Source organism: Nocardioides luteus (genome assembly GCF_014648595.1).
GTDB lineage: Bacteria > Actinomycetota > Actinomycetes > Propionibacteriales > Nocardioidaceae > Nocardioides > Nocardioides luteus.
The window spans coordinates 120,888-140,016 of sequence record NZ_BMRK01000002.1; the positions used below are offsets into that span (position 1 = coordinate 120,888).

At 69.4% G+C, this 19,129-nt stretch carries 16 protein-coding genes; 4 read left to right on the plus strand and 12 right to left on the minus strand.

Annotated features, from left to right (window positions below):
• Nucleotides 1–214: 214 nt before the first annotated feature.
• Entirely contained in the window at nt 215–1,540 is a 1,326-nt protein-coding gene (locus IEY81_RS03015; protein ID WP_189116976.1) for an exo-beta-N-acetylmuramidase NamZ family protein, read from the plus strand.
• Nucleotides 1,541–1,772: 232 nt separating this feature from the next.
• Here the strand turns inward: IEY81_RS03015 and eda are convergent, their stop codons facing one another.
• Together eda and edd are read right to left on the minus strand one after the other, a co-directional pair.
• Nucleotides 1,773–2,402, minus strand: a complete 630-nt coding sequence (gene eda / locus IEY81_RS03020; RefSeq protein ID WP_189116977.1) for a bifunctional 4-hydroxy-2-oxoglutarate aldolase/2-dehydro-3-deoxy-phosphogluconate aldolase — start codon at nt 2,400–2,402, stop codon at nt 1,773–1,775.
• Complete coding sequence (gene edd / locus IEY81_RS03025) at nt 2,395–4,257, minus strand: phosphogluconate dehydratase (RefSeq protein WP_189116978.1); 1,863 nt, start codon at nt 4,255–4,257, stop codon at nt 2,395–2,397. The genes eda and edd overlap by 8 nt, the downstream gene beginning before the upstream one ends.
• Before the next feature lie 106 nt (nt 4,258–4,363).
• Between edd and IEY81_RS03030 the strand changes: the two genes are divergently transcribed.
• Both IEY81_RS03030 and IEY81_RS03035 read left to right on the plus strand, forming a co-directional pair.
• The gene (locus IEY81_RS03030; protein WP_189116979.1) at nt 4,364–5,521 is read left to right on the plus strand and encodes an ROK family transcriptional regulator; all 1,158 of its coding nucleotides are present in this window, start codon (nt 4,364–4,366) and stop codon (nt 5,519–5,521) included.
• 112 nt (nt 5,522–5,633) lie between these two features.
• Nucleotides 5,634–6,866 (plus strand): low temperature requirement protein A, encoded by a 1,233-nt coding sequence (locus IEY81_RS03035; protein ID WP_229787272.1) that lies wholly within the window; start codon nt 5,634–5,636, stop codon nt 6,864–6,866.
• A 14-nt stretch (nt 6,867–6,880) separates the two neighbouring features.
• On the opposite strand, the gene IEY81_RS03040 is transcribed toward IEY81_RS03035, so the two are convergent.
• The 8 genes from IEY81_RS03040 to IEY81_RS03075 all read right to left on the minus strand — a co-directional run bounded on the left by IEY81_RS03040 (nt 6,881) and on the right by IEY81_RS03075 (nt 15,415).
• Nucleotides 6,881–7,564, minus strand: a complete 684-nt coding sequence (locus tag IEY81_RS03040) for an SIMPL domain-containing protein (protein WP_189116980.1) — start codon at nt 7,562–7,564, stop codon at nt 6,881–6,883.
• Between the two features lie 50 nt (nt 7,565–7,614).
• Nucleotides 7,615–8,550, minus strand: a complete 936-nt coding sequence (locus IEY81_RS03045) for a type IV toxin-antitoxin system AbiEi family antitoxin domain-containing protein (protein ID WP_189116981.1) — start codon at nt 8,548–8,550, stop codon at nt 7,615–7,617.
• 207 nt (nt 8,551–8,757) lie between these two features.
• Nucleotides 8,758–9,585: a PadR family transcriptional regulator gene (locus IEY81_RS03050; protein ID WP_189116982.1), complete on the minus strand. Its 828-nt coding sequence runs from the start codon at nt 9,583–9,585 to the stop codon at nt 8,758–8,760.
• A gap of 165 nt (nt 9,586–9,750) precedes the next feature.
• Complete coding sequence (locus tag IEY81_RS03055) at nt 9,751–11,064, minus strand: mechanosensitive ion channel (RefSeq protein WP_189116983.1); 1,314 nt, start codon at nt 11,062–11,064, stop codon at nt 9,751–9,753.
• Between the two features lie 203 nt (nt 11,065–11,267).
• Complete coding sequence (locus IEY81_RS03060; RefSeq protein WP_189116984.1) at nt 11,268–13,229, minus strand: M3 family metallopeptidase; 1,962 nt, start codon at nt 13,227–13,229, stop codon at nt 11,268–11,270.
• A 73-nt stretch (nt 13,230–13,302) separates the two neighbouring features.
• Nucleotides 13,303–13,668, minus strand: coding sequence for a YciI family protein (locus IEY81_RS03065; protein ID WP_189116985.1), 366 nt, complete (start codon nt 13,666–13,668; stop codon nt 13,303–13,305).
• Between the two features lie 100 nt (nt 13,669–13,768).
• The gene (locus IEY81_RS03070; RefSeq protein ID WP_189116986.1) at nt 13,769–15,022 is read right to left on the minus strand and encodes an RNA polymerase sigma factor; all 1,254 of its coding nucleotides are present in this window, start codon (nt 15,020–15,022) and stop codon (nt 13,769–13,771) included.
• An 18-nt stretch (nt 15,023–15,040) separates the two neighbouring features.
• Complete coding sequence (locus IEY81_RS03075; RefSeq protein ID WP_189116987.1) at nt 15,041–15,415, minus strand: YciI family protein; 375 nt, start codon at nt 15,413–15,415, stop codon at nt 15,041–15,043.
• Between the two features lie 150 nt (nt 15,416–15,565).
• Here IEY81_RS03075 and IEY81_RS03080 point away from each other — a divergent pair, with 150 nt between their 5' ends.
• The gene (locus IEY81_RS03080) at nt 15,566–16,873 is read left to right on the plus strand and encodes an MFS transporter (RefSeq protein ID WP_189116988.1); all 1,308 of its coding nucleotides are present in this window, start codon (nt 15,566–15,568) and stop codon (nt 16,871–16,873) included.
• On the opposite strand, the gene IEY81_RS03085 is transcribed toward IEY81_RS03080, so the two are convergent.
• On the minus strand, nt 16,802–17,683 hold the full coding sequence (locus tag IEY81_RS03085; RefSeq protein ID WP_189116989.1) for an alpha/beta fold hydrolase: 882 nt from the start codon (nt 17,681–17,683) through the stop codon (nt 16,802–16,804). The genes IEY81_RS03080 and IEY81_RS03085 overlap by 72 nt on opposite strands.
• A gap of 146 nt (nt 17,684–17,829) precedes the next feature.
• A complete protein-coding gene (locus IEY81_RS03090; RefSeq protein ID WP_229787274.1) occupies nt 17,830–18,921 on the minus strand; it encodes a glycosyltransferase family 2 protein in 1,092 nt (363 codons plus the stop codon).
• Between the last annotated feature and the right edge of the window lie 208 nt (nt 18,922–19,129).

A 19,129-nucleotide genomic window follows, 5' to 3' on the forward strand; every position in this document is an offset into this window, starting at 1 on the left:
CCCGCCGACTCGGCGCATCTGCCCCGCTGTGGTGCGCCGAGTCGGCGCAACTGCCTCGCTGTGGTGCGCCGAGTCGGCGCATCTGCCCCGGGCGGGAACGCCGAGTCGGCGCATCTGCCCCACCCCAGATCGCCGAGTCGGCGCATCTGCCCCATGACGGACGACTTGGGGCTAGCCTGCGAGGTGATCCTCGACCCCCGCCACAGGAGCAACCATGAACGCTGAACTCCCCAGGTTCGACAGACGCCGCCTTCTCGGTGCGGCCGCGGCCGGCGCCGCGGCGGCTCCGCTGCTCGCCGGCTCGGCCGGTGCGGCGGGTCCGGCCGGCGTACCCGCTCCTGGCGCGCCCGGGAAGGGCCGCGCCGTCGTACCCGGCGCCGACCGCGCAGCGGCCGAGGGCTGGTCGGCGCTGTCGGGCGAGCGGGTCGGCGTGATCACCAACCCCACCGGCGTGCTCCGCAACCTGCGCAACATCGTCGACGAGATGCACGAGTCCGGCTCGGTGCAGATCGCCGGCGTCTTCGGGCCCGAGCACGGCTTCCGCGGCACGGCTCAGGCCGGCGGCTCCGAAGGTACGTTCGTCGACGAGCGCACCGGGCTGACCGTCTACGACGCCTACGGCGCCAACGTCGCGAAGATGACCGAGCTCTTCAACACCGCCGACGTGGAGACGGTCGTCTTCGACATCCAGGACGTCGGCTCGCGGTTCTACACCTACATCTGGACGATGTGGACGGCGATGCAGGCGGCCGTCGCGTCCGGCAAGCGCTTCGTCGTCCTCGACCGCCCCAACCCCGTGGGCGGGACCGCTCGCGGACCGATGATGACCGCTGCGTACACCTCGGGCGTCGGCGCCCGCGAGATCGTCCAGCAGCACGGGATGTCGGTCGGCGAGCTGGCTCGTTTCTTCGACGGCGAGTTCCTCGAGGAGCACGCCGGCGGGCGGCTGGAGCAGCTCGACATCGTCGAGGTGTCCGGCTGGAAGCGGAAGACGCTCTTCGCCGACACCGGCCTCGACTTCGTGCTGCCGAGCCCCAACATGCCGACCCCCGACACCGCGCTCGCCTACCCCGGCACCTGCATGTTCGAGGGCACCAACCTCTCCGAAGGCCGCGGCACGACCAAGCCGTTCGAGCTGATCGGCGCGCCGTTCGTCGACCACCGCTGGGCCGCGGCGCTGGAGGAGGCCGGCCTGCCGGGCGTGACGTTCCGCGAGGCGTACTTCAACCCGTCGGTCAACAAGTTCGCCGGCGAGGTCTGCGGTGGCGTGCAGGTCACCATCCAGGACCGCGACCGCTTCGACCCGGTCCGCACCGGCGTCGAGATGCTCGTCACCGCCAAGGCGCTCTATCCCGAGTTCGCCTGGCGCGAGGACTCCTGGGACACCGAGCGTCCGTTCTGGATCGACAAGCTCACCGGATCCACCCGGTTGCGTACGCAGATCGACGACGGCGCCTCCGGTGCCGAGGTCGAGGCCGCCTGGCGTGAGGAGCTCGCGGCCTTCGACAAGACCCGCCGCAAGTACCTCATCTACCGCTGACCAAAAGATCGCCGAGTCGGCGCAGCTGCCTCAGAAATTCACGCCGAGTCGGCGCGTTTGCCCCGCGATATGACGTCGAGTCGGCGCATCTGCCTCATGTTGGTGGGGCAGATGCGCCGACTCGGCGCTCCACAGCGGGGCAGATGCGCCGACTCGGCGTCCGTTTCTGGGGCAGATGCGCCGGGTCGGCGCAGCTGCCCACCCGTTGGTACAGCTGCGCCGACTCGACAGGTCAGCGGAGTGCGGCGGTGGCGGCGGCGAGGGCGGTGACGCGGTCCCAGTCGCCGGAGGCCAGGGCGTCGGCGGGGGTGAGCCAGGAGCCGCCTACGCAGCCGACGTTGCGGAGCTCGAGGTAGCTCGGGGCGGTGGCGAGGGAGATGCCGCCGGTCGGGCAGAAGCGTGCGTCGGGGAGGACCGAGGGCAGGGACCCGAGGTACTTCACGCCGCCGGAGGCCTCGGCCGGGAAGAACTTCATCGCGGTGTGGCCGGTCTCGAGCACGGCGATGGCCTCGGAGACGGTGGCGGTGCCGGGCAGGAACGGCAGCCCGGTGTCACGCATCGCACCGAGAAGCGTCGGGGTGGCGCCCGGCGAGACCAGGAACTTGGCGCCTGCCGTGGCGGCCTCCTTGGCGAGCACCGGCGTGGTGACGGTGCCGGCCCCGATGACGACCTCGGGCACCTCCTCGGCGATGGCGCGGATGGCGTCGAGCGCCACCGGCGTACGCAGCGTCAGCTCGACCACGGGCACCCCACCCTCGGCGAGGGCGCGGGCCACGGGCACCGCCTGGTCGACGGACTCGACGACGACAACCGGGATCACCGGCGAGAGGGCGAGCAGGTCGGTGGACTGGAGGTCAGACATGGACAGGGGTCTCCTGGGGTGCGGGGAACTGGAAGACGGAGGCGCCGGTGTCCGCAGAACCGACGGTGGCACGGAAGGCGCCGAAGAGCTCGCGGCCGGTGCCGCGCCACTCGGCGTCGAGCGGGGCGCGGCCGGTGGTCGGCCGGTGCTCGAACTCCGCAGCGTCGACGCCGATGCTCAGCGTGCCGGCGACGGCGTCGAGGGTGATCACGTCACCATCCTGCACGCGCGCGAGCGGCCCGCCGAGCGCGGCCTCGGGGGTGAGATGGATGGCGGCGGGCACCTTCCCGGAGGCGCCGGACATCCGGCCGTCGGTGACGATCGCGACGTGCTGACCGCGGTCCTGCATGACGCCGAGCGCCGGGGTGAGCTTGTGCAGCTCGGGCATGCCGTTGGCGGCTGGGCCCTGGTAGCGCAGCACGGCGACGAAGTCACGCCCGTCGAGTCGACCCTCGGAGAAGGCGGTGAGGAAGTCGGCCTGGTCGTCGAAGACGATCGCCGGGGCGGAGACGACCCGGTGCTTGGGCGCGACCGCCGAGGTCTTGATGACGGCCGTGCCGAGCTCGCCGGTCAGGACCCGCAGGCCGCCGTCGGGCGAGAAGGGGTCGTCGGCGGGGCGCAGCACGTCGAGGTCGCCGGATACCTGGGCACCCTCGACCAGCTCGATGTCACCGTCGCGGGTGAGGCGTGACTCCTGGGTGTAGGCGGACAGCCCCGGGCCGAGGATCGTGGTGACGTCCTCGTGGAGCAGGCCGGCCTCGAGCAGGGTGCGGACCAGGAAGCTCACGCCACCGGCGGCGTGGAAGTGGTTCACGTCGGCGGAGCCGTTGGGGTACATCCGGGTGAGCAGCGGCACCACCGGCGACAGGTCGGAGATGTCGGCCCAGGTGAGCTGGATCCCAGCGGCACGGGCGATGGCGACCAGGTGGAGCGTGTGGTTGGTCGAGCCGCCCGAGGCCAGCAGTGCGACGCAGGCGTTGATGATCGACTTCTCGTCGATCATCTCGCCGACGCCGGGCCCGCCGGTCAGGGCGAGCTCGGTGGCGCGGGCGGCGGCCTCGCGGGTGAGCGCTGCCCGCAGCAGGGTGTCCGGCGACGCGAAGGACGAGCCCGGCAGGTGCAGGCCGAGCACCTCCATCAGCAGCTGGTTGGAGTTGGCGGTGCCGTAGAAGGTGCAGGTGCCGCGCGAGTGGTAGCTGGCGGCCTCGGCCTCGAGCAGCTCCTCGCGAGTGGCCTCGCCCGCTGCGTACCGCTGCCGGACGCGAGCCTTCTCCTTGTTCGGGAGGCCGGAGGACATCGGGCCGGCCGGCACGAAGACGGTGGGCAGGTGGCCGAACGAGAGGGCGCCGATCAGCAGGCCGGGGACGATCTTGTCGCACACGCCGAGCATCAGCGCGGCGTCGAACATGTCGTGGGAGAGGGCGATCCCGGCCGACATCGCGATCACGTCGCGGGAGAAGAGCGAGACCTGCATGCCGTCGCGGCCCTGGGTGATGCCGTCGCACATCGCGGGTACGCCGCCGGCGACCTGCGCCAGCCCGCCGGCCCGCATCACCGCGGCCTTGAGGAGCGGCGGGTAGGTCTCGTAGGGCGCGTGCGCCGAGAGCATGTCGTTGTAGGAGGTCACGATCGCGACGTTGGGCTTCGCCGCGGGGCTGATCACCTTGAGCTCGGCCTTGGTCGGCGCGGTGGAGGCCGCGAAGCCGTGCGCCAGGTTGCTGCAGGCGAGCCGGCCGCGGGCCGGCCCCGTCTGGCGGGCGGCCGCGATGCGAGCCAGGTAGTCGGCCCGCGTGGCGGCGGAACGCTCGACGAGTCGAGCGGTGACGTCGGCGACGGTGGGCGAAATGGCGGTCACGGGTCCTCCAAAGGCTGTGTGCTTTGGCACACAATTGCATGATCTTTGGATCGATACAAGTAATTCTTTGGTACACGAAAGGCATAAGTGGCGTACGCTGCACCTCATGCCCGAGATGACAACCGCCGCCGACGTACTCGCCCTGGTGCGCTCCGGACGTGCTCTGACCCGCAGCGAGCTGCAGAAGACGACCGGTCTGTCGCGTACCGCTGTGGTCTCCCGCGTCTCGGCCCTCGTCGAGGCCGGCCTGATCCTCACGGGCGACGAGCTCGCCTCCACTGGTGGGCGCCCGCCGGGCTCGCTGACCTTCAACGCCGACGCCGGGGTCGTCCTGGCGGTTGCGATCGGCCGCTCCCGCAGCCAGCTCGCCGTCTTCGACCTCGACGGCCGTGAGCTCGCCGGTGACACCCGCGACCACGAGGTCGGCATCGCCGCCGACGACCTGATGCCCGATGTGGCCGACCGCCTCGAGCGGCTCCTCGACGGGATCGAGCCACCGGTGCTCGGTGTCGGGATGAGCCTGCCGGGCGTCGTCGACCCGATCCGGCTGGTCTCGGTCGACTCCCCGGTGATGCGGGGCTGGGACGGCGTCGCCCTCGCGCCGTACTTCGAGCGACTCACCGACGGCCCCCTGGTGCTCGTCAACGACACCGACGCGCTGGCCACGGCTGAGCTCTTCGGCAACGGGATCCACCCGCGCGACGCGCTCGTCGTGAAGGCCTCGACCGGGCTCGGACTCGCCGTCATCGCCGACGGCAAGGTGCTGCGCGGGCACGCCGGTGCGGTCGGCGAGATCGGCCACACCCGGGTCGAGTCCGCCGGGGAGCGTCCGTGCCGCTGCGGGGCGACCGGCTGTCTGGAGACGGTCGCCGCCGGGTGGGCGCTCACCCAGGGCCTGGTCGACTCCGGTGTCTCCGCCGGCCACATCCGCGACCTCGTCGCCGCCGCGCTCGCCGGTGACGCCATCGCGCGCGGCCTGCTGCGCGAGGCCGGCCGACAGCTCGGCGAGGTGCTGGCCATCGCGATCAACCTGCTCAACCCCGAGGTCGTCGTGATCGGCGGGGACATGGCCGCCGCCTTCGACCTCTTCACCGCCGGCGTACGCGAGACCGTCTACTCGCGCTCGACCGCTCTCGCGACCCGCGACCTCACCTTCGTACCCTCCACCCACGCCGACTCCACCGGCATGGTCGGCTGCGCCGCTGTCGTCATCAATCACCTGCTCTCCCCCGAGAGCCTCGACGCCCACCTCGCCGCGAAGTAGCTGCCAGCCCGGGGCAGATGCGCCGACTCGGCGCTCTCACGTGGGGCAGATGCGCCGACTCGGCGTGTTTTTCTGGGGCAGATGCGCCGGGTCAGCGCTTATCCTCACCAGAGTGACCGCAACCAGCCGCTTGCGACCGATGACCGGACGCGACCCGCACGAGGAGCACCGGGCCGCGACACCCCTCGAGCTGCTCTTCGACCTCACCTTCGTGGTGGCGTTCGGGGTCAGCGGTGACGAGCTCGCTCACCAGCTCGCCGAAGGACACGTCGCGGCGGGGATCGTCGCGTTCTGCTTCGCGTCGTTCGCGATCTGCTGGGCGTGGATCAACTACTCCTGGATGGCCTCGGCGTATGACACCGACGACTGGGCATTCCGCCTGCTCACGATGGTGCAGATGGTCGGCGTGATCATCCTGGCGCTCGGCCTTCCGGAGCTGTTCGAGAGCATCCACGAGGGCGAGCGGCTGCACAACGAGGTCGTGATCGCCGGGTACATGGTGATGCGGGTCGCGCTCTGCGGCCAGTGGCTGCGCGCCTGGCGTCAGGACCCGGGCCGCCGCCGTGCGCACCAGGCCTACCTGGTCGCCATCCTCACCGCACAGGTGCTGTGGTGCATCATCGCGATCCTGCCGCTCGACGTGCCGACGGCGTTCGTCGCGATGCTGGTTCCGATGGTCATCGAGCTGGCCGGGCCGTACCTCGCCGAGCGCCGCTTCGGAGGCACTCCCTGGCACGCCCACCACATCGCCGAGCGCTACGGGCTGCTGACGATCATCACGCTCGGCGAGGGCGTGATCGGCACCGTCGCGGTCGTCTCGGCGATCATCCACGACACCGAGGTCGGCTGGAGCCTCGACGCGATCCTCCTGCTCACCGCCGGCGTCGGCCTGACCTTCGGCCAGTGGTGGACCTACTTCACGATCCCCTGGGCCGAGGTGCTCCACCGGCGTCGCGACCGCTCGTTCCTGTGGGGGTACGGGCACATCCTGCTCTTCGCCGCCATCGCCGCCACCGGCTCCGGCCTCCACGTCGCCGCCTACTACCTGGAGCACCACTCCGAGCTCGGCGAGGTCGCCACGGTCGCTTCCGTGACCATCCCGGTCGCGGCGTACGCACTCCTCCTCTACGTCCTCTACAACTCGTTCATGCACGTGATCGACCCGTTCCACGTGCTCCTGGTCGGCCTCACCGCGGTCGTGCTCGTCGCGAGCGTCGTGATGGCCGTTGCGGGCGTACCGATGGCGTGGTGCCTCATCGTCGTCGCGCTGGCTCCGGTGGTCACGATCGTCGGCTACGAGGCCGTCGGGCACCGTCACCTGGTCAGTCACTTCGAGCGGCTCTGAGGTCGCCTCGCGGTCTACGGACCGACCGTGAACGCTGCTTCCACCTCGGCGAAGACCGTGATGTCGTCGGGGGTGAAGGCGAGCTCGGGAGCCGAGTAGGTCGCTGAGGCCATCTCCGGACCGGATGAGAATCCCGACTGGAGACGGATGTCCCGGCCGACCCCGACATCGTTGATGCAGCGCACCGACAGCGTGCCGAGATCGAGAGCGTCCGCATAGTCCTGCGCCCGCACCCTCGCGTCGCGAACGGCGTCTTGGCGCACCTCCCGTTCCACCGCGCGCCGAGACTCCGTGCGCAGCTGCCAAGACAGCCCGTTCACCAGGCATCCGTCCTCGGTCGCACTCCGTCCGACCCAGACGGCGAGCGCGTCGAAGTCGACGAACTCCGCACGCAACCAGACCGAGGCGCGGTGCACGATCGCCGGCGACTCCTCTTCCTCCCGCCACGGTCGATCATCGTCCACCTCGTGGTCGGGCCCCACCGACGTACGCACCTGCTGGACCACGAATCGGTCGACCACCCCGTCCTCCTGCAGACGTTCCAGCTTCTGCCGCATACGCGCCAGGTCACGTTGGACCCGGTCCATCGCGACCTCCGGGGAAGCCCCGGCAGACCAGATCTCGGCGTGCGCCACCCCGATCTCCGGCGGCAGCTCGACGCTGCTCGATCCGCGCACCTTGATCAGGATCTCCGTCATCTCAGGCACGGTACGCGCTCCGGGCGGCGACCGCGGCCGACTCCCGCGAATCACCCGGCCACCCGAGCCATCCCACGGATCCGGGCGACGAGACGGACGGGATCATCGAGGTCGTCCCAGGTCAGGCGGAGGAAGCGATAGCCGGTGAGCTCGCGGATCTCGTCCTCGCGTCGCTTCTCGGTGAACACGGCATCGGGGCCGGTCTGACCGAACCTCCCGGAGTACTTCACCTTGCCGTCGAACTCCACGATCAGCCGCCACTCGTGCCAGACCCAGTCGACGACGCCGACCAGGCTGCCGTCCGCGCGCAGCACCTCCCACTGCTGCTCCGGGGCAGGCAGACCGGCCTGATCGAAGATCCACGAGCCTCTCGACTCAGCCACCGATCCCGACCTCGAACCGGCCATCGCCACCAGCGGCTGCAGCCGACCCATCCGATGTCGGGAGTGCAGCGCGGCATAGGCCTCCTCCAACTCGGTCCGATCGAAACGTCGCGAGCGCAGGCCGGACTCCAGGAGGCAGAAGGCGGCCTCGCGGTCGAGATGAACCGCTGCCTCGAGCACGCACCGCTGCGGCTCGAGCACGCGGATGCCGGCGACGACACGCACGTCGGGGTCGGCCTTGCCGCACTCGTGCTGGACGACGTCGCCGACGATCCGCCCCGAGCGCCGGTCGAGGCGGGTGACATGGATCCGGCTCAGGTCGAGGCGCCAGTCGTCGATGCCGTGACCGATCACCCCGCTGGCATGGCTGACCGCCACGTCGTCACCGAGCGCCTGCACGGCCGCGCGCGTACGGAGCCAGTGTCGAGCGGGCGCGTCGAGCGACGCCCACTCGTCGGCGAACACATAGGCACCTTTGCGCAGGCGGCGCCATTCGCCGTGGCGTACGGCGGTGCGGATGTCGTTGATGGTGCAGCCCGCCTCGAGGGCCTCGGCCCGAGCGAATAAGCCAGCCCTCTTCGTGACCGCGCGGAGTGATCTCATGCCGCCAGCATCAGCTCACGACGTCACCGACGAAAGCCCGATCCCCCGGCCTGTGGACAACTCGATCCCGAGCAGCCCCTGTGGACAGCAACCGGCCCGTCGACTTCCCCACCGCCACGAAGAAACCCCACAAAACCGTAGGTTCCCCACGCTCCGGAGTGTGGGGAACCTACGTGAGAGTGGGGATCTCTCCCCACACGTGGGACATCAGGGCTTGGCGTCGGGGCCGGGTTCGCCCTCGTCGATCTCCTCGGTCTCGTCGACCTGCTCGGCGGTGACAGTGTGCTCGTCGTCGCCGGCGGCGAGGAGGCCGTAGAGCTTGCGGCGGGTGTCGGCGAGGATGTCGGCGGCGGCCTGACGCTGGGAGTCGGTGCCGGAGGTGGCGAGCTGCCACACGGCAGGGAGCACCTGGGCGAGCTCGCCGCCGAGGATGCCGAAGCCAGCGAGGTCGCCGACGCCCTGACCGCCACGGCCACCTTGTCCAGCGGCGCGAGCGTTGTCGACGGCCTTGTCGAACGGCTTCCACACAGCGGCCAGCTCATCGGCGTGCTCGGCTGCGTAGGTCTTGCCGGTCTCGCTCAGGCGGATCGCCCGGCGGCCGTGCTCGTCGTCGGACTCCACGAGGCCCTCGTCCTCGAGCTGCTGGATGGTCGGGTAGACCGAGCCGGGGCTCGGCCGCCACTCACCCGAGCTGCGCTCGGAGATCTGCTGGATCACCTGGTAGCCGTTGATCACCTGGCCCTGCTCGGCCGCTTCGGCGAGCACGTAGATGATCGCGGAGCGTACGTCACCACGACGGACCCGAGGACCGGGCCGCTGCGGGGGCTGGTTGTCGAAGCCGAGCAGCGCCGAGATCCACGGCGGCGGGCCAGCGGGTCCGCGACCGCGACCGTGGTGGCCGCCCTGCCATCCGGGCCCGCCCCAGCCGGGGCCACCCTGCCAACCGTGGGAGCGGCGCGGGCCGCCCTTGCCGAACTCACGACTCACCTGGTCGATCCACTCGCCCCAGGGGTTGTTTCCGTTGTTGTAGGTCATCAATATCTCTTTCAGTCAGAAGTCTGGATCGCGTGCCTTCGCGATATATCGTGATCTTACGCAGGTGATTCGGGCGATTCAAGGCAAATGCACGGGAGCCCCCGGATATCCGGGGGCTCCCTGAGTCGGACCCTGAGGTCCTCGCTGCGAATCAGCCGCTGCGCATCACACGCCGGGCGTCGGCGGCGGAGTCGTCGGCGGGGTGGGCGGGGTCGGCGGGGTCGAAGGCGTCGACGGAGCCGCAGTCGAAGCCGGCGAGGCAGGCGACGGCGAACCGACCCCCTCGGCCTGCATCCGCTCCAGCTGCCGGGCGGCAGCCTCACGACCGCCGAGACCGAAGGCGAGCGCCGCGGCAGCGGCACCACCGACGACCACGGCACCGAAGCCGAGGTTGATGATCGAGTCGGCCAGACCCATGAACTTCAGACCGATCGCGACGAAGAGCACGATCGTGGCGTACTTCAGGATCTGCGAGGCCGAGCCGGGCACGATCTTCGCGAGGACGCCGGCGATCACGACACCGGCCGCGATGATCGCGCCACCGAAGATGACCTTGCCACCGAGCTCGAGCACCTCGCTGATGAAGTTGGTGATCTGCGGGAACTCCAGCATCTGCGCGGCCATCACCGCGAAGAAGAGCACGATGCCGATCTGGACCACCTTGGTGACCACCGGGGTGGCGCTCTTGTCCGCCGGCAGGACGTCCATCGACCGCAGCGCGTTGTCGAAGCCGAGGCCGTCGACGAGCTGGCCGAGGATGTCCGAGGCGAAGCGAGCGATGACCACACCGATGCCGAGCAGGATCGCCGCGGCGATGATCTTCGGGATCGCTGCCAGGATCATGCCGAGCATGGCCTCGGCGGGCTCGGAGATCGACCTGATCCCGAGGATCTGCAGGGCGGCGATGGCCACCACGATCATGATGATCGAGTAGAGCACCAGGCCGATGACCTTGACGATCTGCGCGGCAGTGCCAGAAGTCGGGGTCGAGGCCGCATGGGTGGCGTCGGTCGACTCCACACCCACGGTCGAGTCGACCTGGCCGGAGAGCTTGTTGCCGCTGTCGAGCCACTTGTCGAACGGGACCGCTCCGAGCGCGGTCTCGACGAGCTGGCGGACGACCTTGGCGACGAGCGCACCGACGACGAAGACGAAGATCGCGCCGATGAGGTTGGGCAGGAAGCCCAGCACACCATCGAGCAGACCTTGGATCGGTGTCAGCACGGAGCTGAGCTGGAACAGGTCGAGCAGTGCAACCAGACCGAAGAGCCATACCAGAAGGGCGGCTACGGACCCCAGGCTCTTGCCGATGGTGTCGCCGTCGTTGCCGGCCTTCTGGAGAAACGAGATCTTCGAGGTCAGCTTCGCGAACGCCCAAGCGACGATCTTCGCGATGATCCACGTGACGACGAGGATGACGATCGCGGCGAGAACTTTGCCCCCGAGATTCACCCAGTCGATGTCCTTCACGGCATCCATGTGTCTCCCCCCTCAATAGGGTTTCTGTTCAGAGAGTGTCTGGGGTCGACGCGCAGCCCGAGTGATGCGCGCAACAGTCACCTCTGCTGCTTGAGACGTTCGTCCAGATGAGACCAAGACGCAAGTTTGGCGCTCCAGCAGACGCAAATCGGCAAATCATTTACAATGCCGCGAACTCTGACTCGAACGCTTCGAAACGAGTCCTAAGAGGCCAACCAGGCCGCGTACGCATCGAAAGAGTAGGGCCGCCCGAGAAAGTCCGCGACGAGGTCGGCGGCGTCCTTCTCGCCTCCGCGCGCGAGCACCAGGTCGCGGTAGCGCCCGGCGACCTCGGGGTCGAAGAGGTCGTCCTTGTCGAAGGCGCTGAACAGGTCCTTCGCGATGACCAGGGACCACATATAGGTGTAGTAGGCCGAGGAGTAGCCGCCGAGGTGGCCGAAGTTGGCGAAGAAGTGGGTGCCCTCGAGGTAGGGATAGGGCGAGTACGCCGCCTGCAGCTCCTCGAGCCGCTCGGTCAGGTCCTCGGGCCGCTCCTTGTGGAACCAGTAGGAGATCGCGGCGTAGAACATCTGCTGCCGCGCGTGGTAGCCCTTGCCGAAGTCCTCCGCTGCCCGCATCCGCGCGACCAGGTCGGCCGGGATCGGCTCGCCGGACTCGTCGGTCGCGAAGGTCCGCAGGACGTCCGCGTCCCACGCCCACTCCTCGAGCATCTGGCTGGGCGCCTCGACGAAGTCCCACTCGGTCGCGACCCCGGAGAACCGCGCCCACTCACCCTGTCCGCCGAGGACGTGGTGGACCAGGTGGCCGAACTCGTGGAAGAGCGTCACCACGTGGTCGTGCTCCATCAGGCCGCGGGAGAAGTTGCAGACCAGCACACCCTCGGGCAGCTGGCCACCGGTGGTCGAGCTCGTCGAGACCACGCCGGTCGCCAGGTCGAACTGCGCGGCGTGCTTGTACTTCCCCTCGCGTGGGTGGAGGTCGAGGAAGATACGTCCGAGCCGCTCGGCGGTCTCGACAGCGTCCGAGGCGCGATAGACGTCGAAGACGCTCACGTCCTCGTGCCAGGTCACGACGTCGGTCACCCGCTCGTAGCGCAGCCCGAAGATCCGTCCGGTGACGTCGAGGAGGCCCTGGTGCACCTTCGCGAAGTCGAAGTAGGTGCGCACCACCTGGCTGTCGACGTCGTACCGCTCCTGCCGCACCAGCTCCTCGTAGTAGAGGGCGTCGGCCGCGGAGACCGCGACGGCGTCGGGCACGTCCGTGCGGTAGCGCTCCAGGAGCACCTCGAGATCGCGTGTCATCCGCTCCTCGGCGGCGCCGGCGATCTTGTCGATGAACTCCGGGATCGCAGCCCCGTCGCCGATCATCTTCACCTCGGCGTCGAAGGTGGGCCAGTCGGGGTAGCCCAGCAGCCCCGCCAGCTCGTGCCGTAGCGCGAACATCTCCTCGAGGACCGCGTCGTTGTGGGGCCAGCCGCGCTCGAGCCCGGCGATCGTGACGGCGCGGCGGACCGCGGGGTCCTTCGCGAACATCCTGACCGGGAGCGCGTCGGGATAGTCGGTGGTGATCTCGACGAGCCCGTCGTCGCCGGCCGGGTGGGACTCCAGCCAGTCGGCCGGCATCCCGTCCAGCTGGTCGCGGGTGGCCGTGGTGATGCGTACGTCGTCGCGGGTCACCCGGGAGAACTCGAGGCCCAGCGCGGTGAGCCGTTCGTTGATCTCGGTGAGCCGGGCACGGGTGGCGTCGTCGCGGTCGACGCCAGCACGGGTGAAGTCCTGGAGCGTCTTCTCCAGGAGCCGCGCCGCCAGCGGGTCGAGCGCCTCCGTCTGCTCCGCCGGAAGGCTCGCGAAGACCTGGTAGAGCGCCTGGTCCTGGGTCAGCTCGGTGCGCAGCCGGTCGACCTCGACCTCGGTGTCCTCGCAGGCGGTGCGCACGGCCTCGAGCGGGTGCACGTTGGCGAGCAGACCGGCCAGCCCGCCCAGCGAGCCGAGCTCGAGGGTGAGCTGGTCCCAGGCCTTCAGCACGTCGAGCGCCTGGCTCGGCGGTGACGTACGCAGCTGGTCGGCCAGCTCGCGCACGTGGGTCAGCGTCGTCGCGGTGCGCTCCTTGACCCAGGCCTCCGCGATGTCGGCATCGGGCAGTGCGAGGGGCGCAGGCGTACTCATGCGGCAAGCCTGCCACGACCCTGAACGCTTCGCCGCCGAGATCCGGCGAAGCGTCCACCAGGTCTGCCGCTGCTCAGTCCTCGAGGCGCGGCGGTCCCGGGAAGCGGTGGATCTCCTGCGGCCAGTCGAGCGCCACCGCCATCCGGCCCGCCCAGTAGCGAGCGGTCTCGTCGTCGGGCACGTCGACGACGAAGAAGCCGCCGAGGTGCTCCTTGGTCTCGACATAGGGACCATCCGTGAACACGGGCTCGCCGTCGTCGCCGAGCTCGACGCTGCAGATGGCGGTGGAGGCATCGATCCCGCCGTTGCCGTAGACGAAGACCCCCGCGTCCTTCATCTCCTTGGTCACGGCCATCGAGGTGTCCCGCTTGTGGATCAGCTGCTCGGTGGTGTGCTCGTCGACCCACTCGTCGTTGAACGCGATGATGTACTCCGGCATTTCCCTCTTCTCTCCTGTGTCGTCGTCTGCGGCTGGGGCCGCCGTTCACCTCTTCTACGAACGCATCCGGGCCGATCCGACAGCCGCGGACGAAAAATGTTCAGATCCGCCCGAGCTGGTCCCTCCGTCTGGTCAGCAGCGCGACCTCGGCGGCGTTCTCGGCGAGCTCGATGGCCCGGTCGTACGCCGCTCGCGACTCACCGCTGCGGCCGAGCCGGCGCAGCAGGTCGGCGCGGGTGGCGTGGAAGGCGTGGTAGCCGTCGAGGTCGAGCCGGTCGATCTCGGCGAGTGCGACCTCCGGCCCGTCGAGCTCGGCGACGGCGATGGCCCGGTTGAGGCGGACGATCGGGGAGGCGTCGACCCGGAGCATCTGGTCGTAGAGCGCGACGATCTGGGACCAGTCGGTGTCGCGGGCGTCGCGCACGGAGGTGTGGACCGCGTTGATGGCTGCCAGGATCTGGTAGCGCCCGGGCCGCGATCCGCCGTTCGCGACGGCCGCGAGCCGCTCGCGCACCAGCGCGTGGCCCTCCGCGATCAGCGCCAGGTCCCAGGAGCCCCGGTCCTGCTCGTCGAGGCGGACCAGCTCACCGGTCGCCGAGACCCGAGCCGTACGCCGCGCCTCGATCAGCAGCATCAGGGCCAGCAGACCGGCGACCTCGCCGTCCTCGGGCAGCAGGACACGGACCAGGCGGGTCAGCCGGATGGCCTCGAGAGTCAGGTCGCTGCGTACGGAGTTCTCGTGGTCGCCGGAGGAGAGGTAGCCCTCGTTGAAGACCAGGAAGAGGACCGCCAGGACGCCCGAGACCCGCTCGGGGAGATCGGCCGCCTCCGGGACGCGGTAGGGGATGTGGGCGGCCTTGATCTTGTTCTTCGCCCGGGTGATCCGCTGGCCCATCGTGGTCTCCTGGACCAGGAACGCCTTCGCGATCTCGGGCACGGTCAGACCGCCGACCATACGTAGCGTCAGCGCGATCCGCGCCTCGGGCGCGAGCGCGGGGTGGCAGCAGGTGAACAGCAGCCGGAGCCGGTCGTCCTCGATCACGCTGCGCTCATCAAGCGAAGGCTCGTCGGGACCCTGGATCTGAGCCAAGGCAACCGCCTCCTTCTGCTTGTCGTCACGTTTGGACTCGCGGCGGATCCGGTCGATCGCGCGGCGGTTGGCGGTGGTGGTGAGCCACGCGCCCGGGTTGGGTGGTACGCCGTCGAGCGGCCAGCGCTCGACGGCGACCGTGAACGCCTCGGCCGCGGCGTCCTCGGCGATGTCGAGGTCGCCGAAGCGTTTGGTGAGGCTGGCGACCACCCGCGCCCACTCCTCCTGGTGGGCACGGGTGATGGCCTCGTCGACGTCAGTCACCGGTCGGTCGTCGATCCGTCACGCCTCGACACCCGTCTGCATCGGACGCACCTCGACCTTGCCGAGGCAGGCCGCGGACGCCTCCGCGGCGAGCTTGAGGGCGACGTCGAGGTCGGGGACGTCGATGATCCAGAAGCCGGCCATGTATTCCTTGGCCTCGGCGTAGGGGCCGTCGGTGATGACCGGCTTGTCTCCCATACCGTCGACCACGGTGGCGGTCTTTGCGGCATCGAGGCCGTCGGCGAAGACGAAGTAGCCCTCCTCCTGGAGCTTGTCGTTGAACTTCCCGGTGGCCTCGAACGAGGCCATCATCTCCTCCTGCGACGCGTAGCCGTAGTGCTCCTTCTCGTAGTCCGAGTCGGGGCCCCAGACGGACATCAGGTACTTGGCCATGGTGTTCACTCCTTTGTGCCGGACGGCCTCGGTGACCGCCTCTCACCCTTGCTACGAACGTCTACACCTCGATCCGACACCTCTCATCGGAATTTCTCCAGGTAAATTCATTCCTTTAGCATCGGTAACCATGTCGAAGACCACACAGCGATGAGCCTCACCGCCAAGCTCAGGGGCGCGGTCGCCGACACCCGCCCCCTGCAGGATCCGCACTTCCGGCGCCTGTGGATCGCCGGCATCATCACCATGATCGGTGCGCAGCTGACCGTCGTCGCGGTGCCGGCCCAGATCTACGCGGACACCGGCTCCTCGGCGTACGTCGGTCTGACGGGGGTCTTCGGACTGGTGCCGCTGATCGTCTTCGGCCTCTACGGCGGCGCGCTCGCGGACCACTTCGACCGGCGTACGATCCTGATGGTCTCGACCACCGGGCTGATCATCACCAGCAGCCTCTTCTGGCTCCAGTCCGCGCTCGGCAACTCCAACGTCTGGGTGCTGCTGTGCCTCTTCGCGGTGCAGCAGGCCTTCTTCGCGGTCAACCAGCCGACCCGGTCGGCGCTGCTGCCGAAGATCCTGCCGACCCACCTGCTCCCGGCCGCCAACTCGCTGCAGATGACGGTCTTCCAGGCCGGTGCGATCGCCGGACCGCTGATCGCCGGCGTGATGCTGCCGTTCACGGGCTTCACCTGGCTGTACGCGATCGACAGCGTCACCCTGTTCGCGACCCTCTACGCGGTGGTGCTGCTGCCGCGGATCCCCGTCGAAGGAGCCGGCGCCAAGGTGCCGGGGCTGCGCTCGGTGTGGGACGGCTTCGCCTATCTGCGTCACCAGCCGGTGCTGCTGATGAGCTTCGTGGTCGACCTGATCGCGATGGTCTTCGCGATGCCGCGCGCGCTCTTCCCGCAGATCGCCCACGAGTCCTTCGGCGGTCCCTCGGAGGGTGGCATCGCGTTCGCGCTCCTCTTCGCCGCCATCCCGGCCGGTGCGGTGGTCGGCGGGATCTTCTCCGGCTGGGTCTCGCGTATCGAGGCCCAGGGTCGCGTGGTCATCTGGTGCATCGCGGTCTGGGCGCTCGGGATCACCCTGTTCGGGCTCACCGTCACCTTCGCCGACCACTTCACCGCGCTGATGCTGGGTCTCGGCGTGCTCTTCATGATGGTCGCCGGCGCCGCCGACGTGGCCTCGGCCGCCATCCGGATGTCGATGCTGCAGTCGGCGGCCGACGACAACGTACGCGGCCGGCTGCAGGGCGTCTTCACCGTCGTCGTCGCGGGCGGCCCCCGGGTCGCCGACGTCCTGCACGGCGGTGCGGCAGCCGTGGTCGGCACCGCGATCGCGACCACCGGCGGTGGCCTGCTGAACCTGCTCGGGATCGCGGTCTGCGCGCTACTGGTCCCGAGCTTCCTCGCCTACCGGGTCAACCGAACCCCGGCCGCCGAGGGCGAACTCCCGAAGTAGACCGGCGAGCAGCTCGGGCTGGTCGATCGGCACCAGCGTCGAGGAGTCCTTGACGATCTCCAGCCGCGCGTCGGGGTAGTGCGCCGCCAGACGCGGACCGTGCTCGGCGGGCATCATCGTGTCCTGGTCCGCCCAGACCACCAGCACCGGCTTGGTGAACTTGCGCTGCCCCTCGGCGAGCTCGAGCAGCTCCTCGCGCCCGGGCGCGCTGCCGGCGAACTTCATGAAGTCCCGGCGGATCGCCTTGTCGGTCAGCGCCGGCGCGAACCAGCCGTGCACCAGGTCGTCGTAGAGGTGGTAGTCCTTGTCGACGGACATCCCGCCGTAGCCCGCGCCCATCTGCCGGAAGCTCTCCAGCCGGAACAGCTGGAGGGTCGCGGTGAAGAGCAGCGGCACCTTCGAGAGCACCGCCAGCGGCCGGGCCGCCTTGGGCGGGTAGTTGTCGAAGGCCTCGCAGGCCACCAGCGCCAACCGCGCGATGCGGTCGGTGCGGTCGTCGTTGATGAGGAACTGGCCACCGCCCCAGTCGTTGAGGACCAGAGTGACGTCGTGGAGGTCCAGCGCGTCGAGGAAGTCACCGAGGATCCTGGCCATCCCGCGCTGGCTGAGGTCGGCGTCGCGGTGCATCGGCCTGCGGTGGCCGCCGAGCGGCAGCGTCGGCCGGATCACCCGGAACCCGCCGAGGTGCGCCATCGCACGACGCCACAGACGGCCGTCCATCGGCACTCCGTGGAGGAGCACGAGGACAGGGCCGTCACCGCCGGTGTCCTCGAAATCGATCGGACCGGCCGACAGCTCGACGCTGGGCATTCAGGAGGCTCCTCGAAGCAATGACGTGGGGTGCAGACACCATGCCCCCCGGGCAACACCCGTGCAACGGGAATCGCCCAATTCGCCCTGTATCCGGGTACTACGGGGGTCTTAGGTCCCTACGGACCAGGGCCGAGAGATACGGCTCAGTGACACTCGCGCGACGAGAACGCCTCGATCGCCCGGGCCGGACCCCGCTCGTCGATCATCGTGACGAGGTCGGCCAGGTCGTCGCGGCGGTCCTCGGCGACCAGCCTGGCCATCAGCCGCTGGCCGCGCGGGACGGTGGTCTCCTCGAAGGGGACGCCGGCGTCGTACCAGAGCTCGAGGACGGCCTCGCGCAGCAGCGACCAGTAGCGGTCTGGGTCCTCGGTGGTGGGGTCGACCGCGGCCCGGAAGTGCTCCCACATGTCGATCGGCAGGATCTCGGTGCGCAGCGTACGCATCAGGTTCGGCGATCCCGCGGAGGCGACCAGCTCGACGGTCTGGCGCTTGGTGGTGATCCGCTCGACGAGGTTGGCGACCTGGGCACGCTTCTGGGTGGCGGAGGAGAAGTCGGAGCGTACGCGCCAGTCGTAGACGACGTCGGGGAGGACGTCGAAGGCCCGAGCGGCGAGGAAGGCCTGGGTCAGGGCCACCTGGTCCTGGTAGCGGGTGCGTTCGGGGAAGGTGATCGCGTTGTCGGTCCAGAAGGAGCGGCGGAAGATCTTGTTCCACACGAAGACGTCCGCGAGCATCAGCGGAGCGTCCTCGATCCGGCATCTCAGCCGGGTGCGGGTGTGGTTGCGGCGCATCAGCGGGGTGACGTACCTGCGCACCTCACCGTTCTCGATCGTGATCCGCTCGGCGGAGCCGACCGCGAAGTCGGAGCCCGTACGCCGCAGCGACCGCACCATCGAGCTCCAGGCGTCACGGGGCAGGATGTCGTCGGGGTCGACGAAGGTGAGCAGGTCACCGGTGGCGGCGTCGATCCCGGTCTGCCGGGCGATCGAGACACCGCAGTTGGGCTGGTTGATCAGCGTGACCCGCGGCTCGGTCGCGGCGATCTCCTTGACGATCTCGGCCGAGCCGTCGGTCGAACCGTCGTCGACGACGATCACCTCGATGCCGCAGACCTCGCGCAGGGGCTGGTGGAGGATGCTGTCGAGGCTGGCGGCGACGTAGTCGGCCACGTTGTAGACCGGAACCACGACGCTGAGCAGCCTCGGCTTCCTCCTTCTGAATCCCCCCACGCGCATAGACTCTAGAGTCGCGCGCATCAACGCAACCCGGCGTCGGCGAGCGTGTCGACCTTCGACACGTCGATTACGAGGGCTCCCGCGTCGATCCCCGCGCGTCCGTGGACATCGCGGGTCGGGCCGAGGGGGCTAGCGGTCACGACACCATCAACGCATGGTCGGGCGAGACGTTAGGCCGTCTCGGGCATCTCCAGGGTGAACGACGGGT

Excerpts from the sequence above, each read along its gene's own strand:
- IEY81_RS03050 (WP_189116982.1), bottom strand. The coding sequence starts at position 9,585 with ATGACCTACAACAACGGAAACAACCCCTGGGGCGAGTGGATCGACCAG.
- IEY81_RS03055 (WP_189116983.1), bottom strand. The coding sequence starts at position 11,064 with ATGGATGCCGTGAAGGACATCGACTGGGTGAATCTCGGGGGCAAAGTT.
- IEY81_RS03015 (WP_189116976.1), top strand. The coding sequence starts at position 215 with ATGAACGCTGAACTCCCCAGGTTCGACAGACGCCGCCTTCTCGGTGCG.
- IEY81_RS03045 (WP_189116981.1), bottom strand. The coding sequence starts at position 8,550 with ATGAGATCACTCCGCGCGGTCACGAAGAGGGCTGGCTTATTCGCTCGG.
- eda (WP_189116977.1), bottom strand. The coding sequence starts at position 2,402 with ATGTCTGACCTCCAGTCCACCGACCTGCTCGCCCTCTCGCCGGTGATC.
- IEY81_RS03085 (WP_189116989.1), bottom strand. The coding sequence starts at position 17,683 with ATGCCCAGCGTCGAGCTGTCGGCCGGTCCGATCGATTTCGAGGACACC.
- IEY81_RS03030 (WP_189116979.1), top strand. The coding sequence starts at position 4,364 with ATGCCCGAGATGACAACCGCCGCCGACGTACTCGCCCTGGTGCGCTCC.
- IEY81_RS03075 (WP_189116987.1), bottom strand. The coding sequence starts at position 15,415 with ATGGCCAAGTACCTGATGTCCGTCTGGGGCCCCGACTCGGACTACGAG.
- IEY81_RS03040 (WP_189116980.1), bottom strand. The coding sequence starts at position 7,564 with ATGACGGAGATCCTGATCAAGGTGCGCGGATCGAGCAGCGTCGAGCTG.
- IEY81_RS03065 (WP_189116985.1), bottom strand. The coding sequence starts at position 13,668 with ATGCCGGAGTACATCATCGCGTTCAACGACGAGTGGGTCGACGAGCAC.
- IEY81_RS03080 (WP_189116988.1), top strand. The coding sequence starts at position 15,566 with ATGAGCCTCACCGCCAAGCTCAGGGGCGCGGTCGCCGACACCCGCCCC.
- IEY81_RS03060 (WP_189116984.1), bottom strand. The coding sequence starts at position 13,229 with ATGAGTACGCCTGCGCCCCTCGCACTGCCCGATGCCGACATCGCGGAG.
- IEY81_RS03090 (WP_229787274.1), bottom strand. The coding sequence starts at position 18,921 with ATGCGCGTGGGGGGATTCAGAAGGAGGAAGCCGAGGCTGCTCAGCGTC.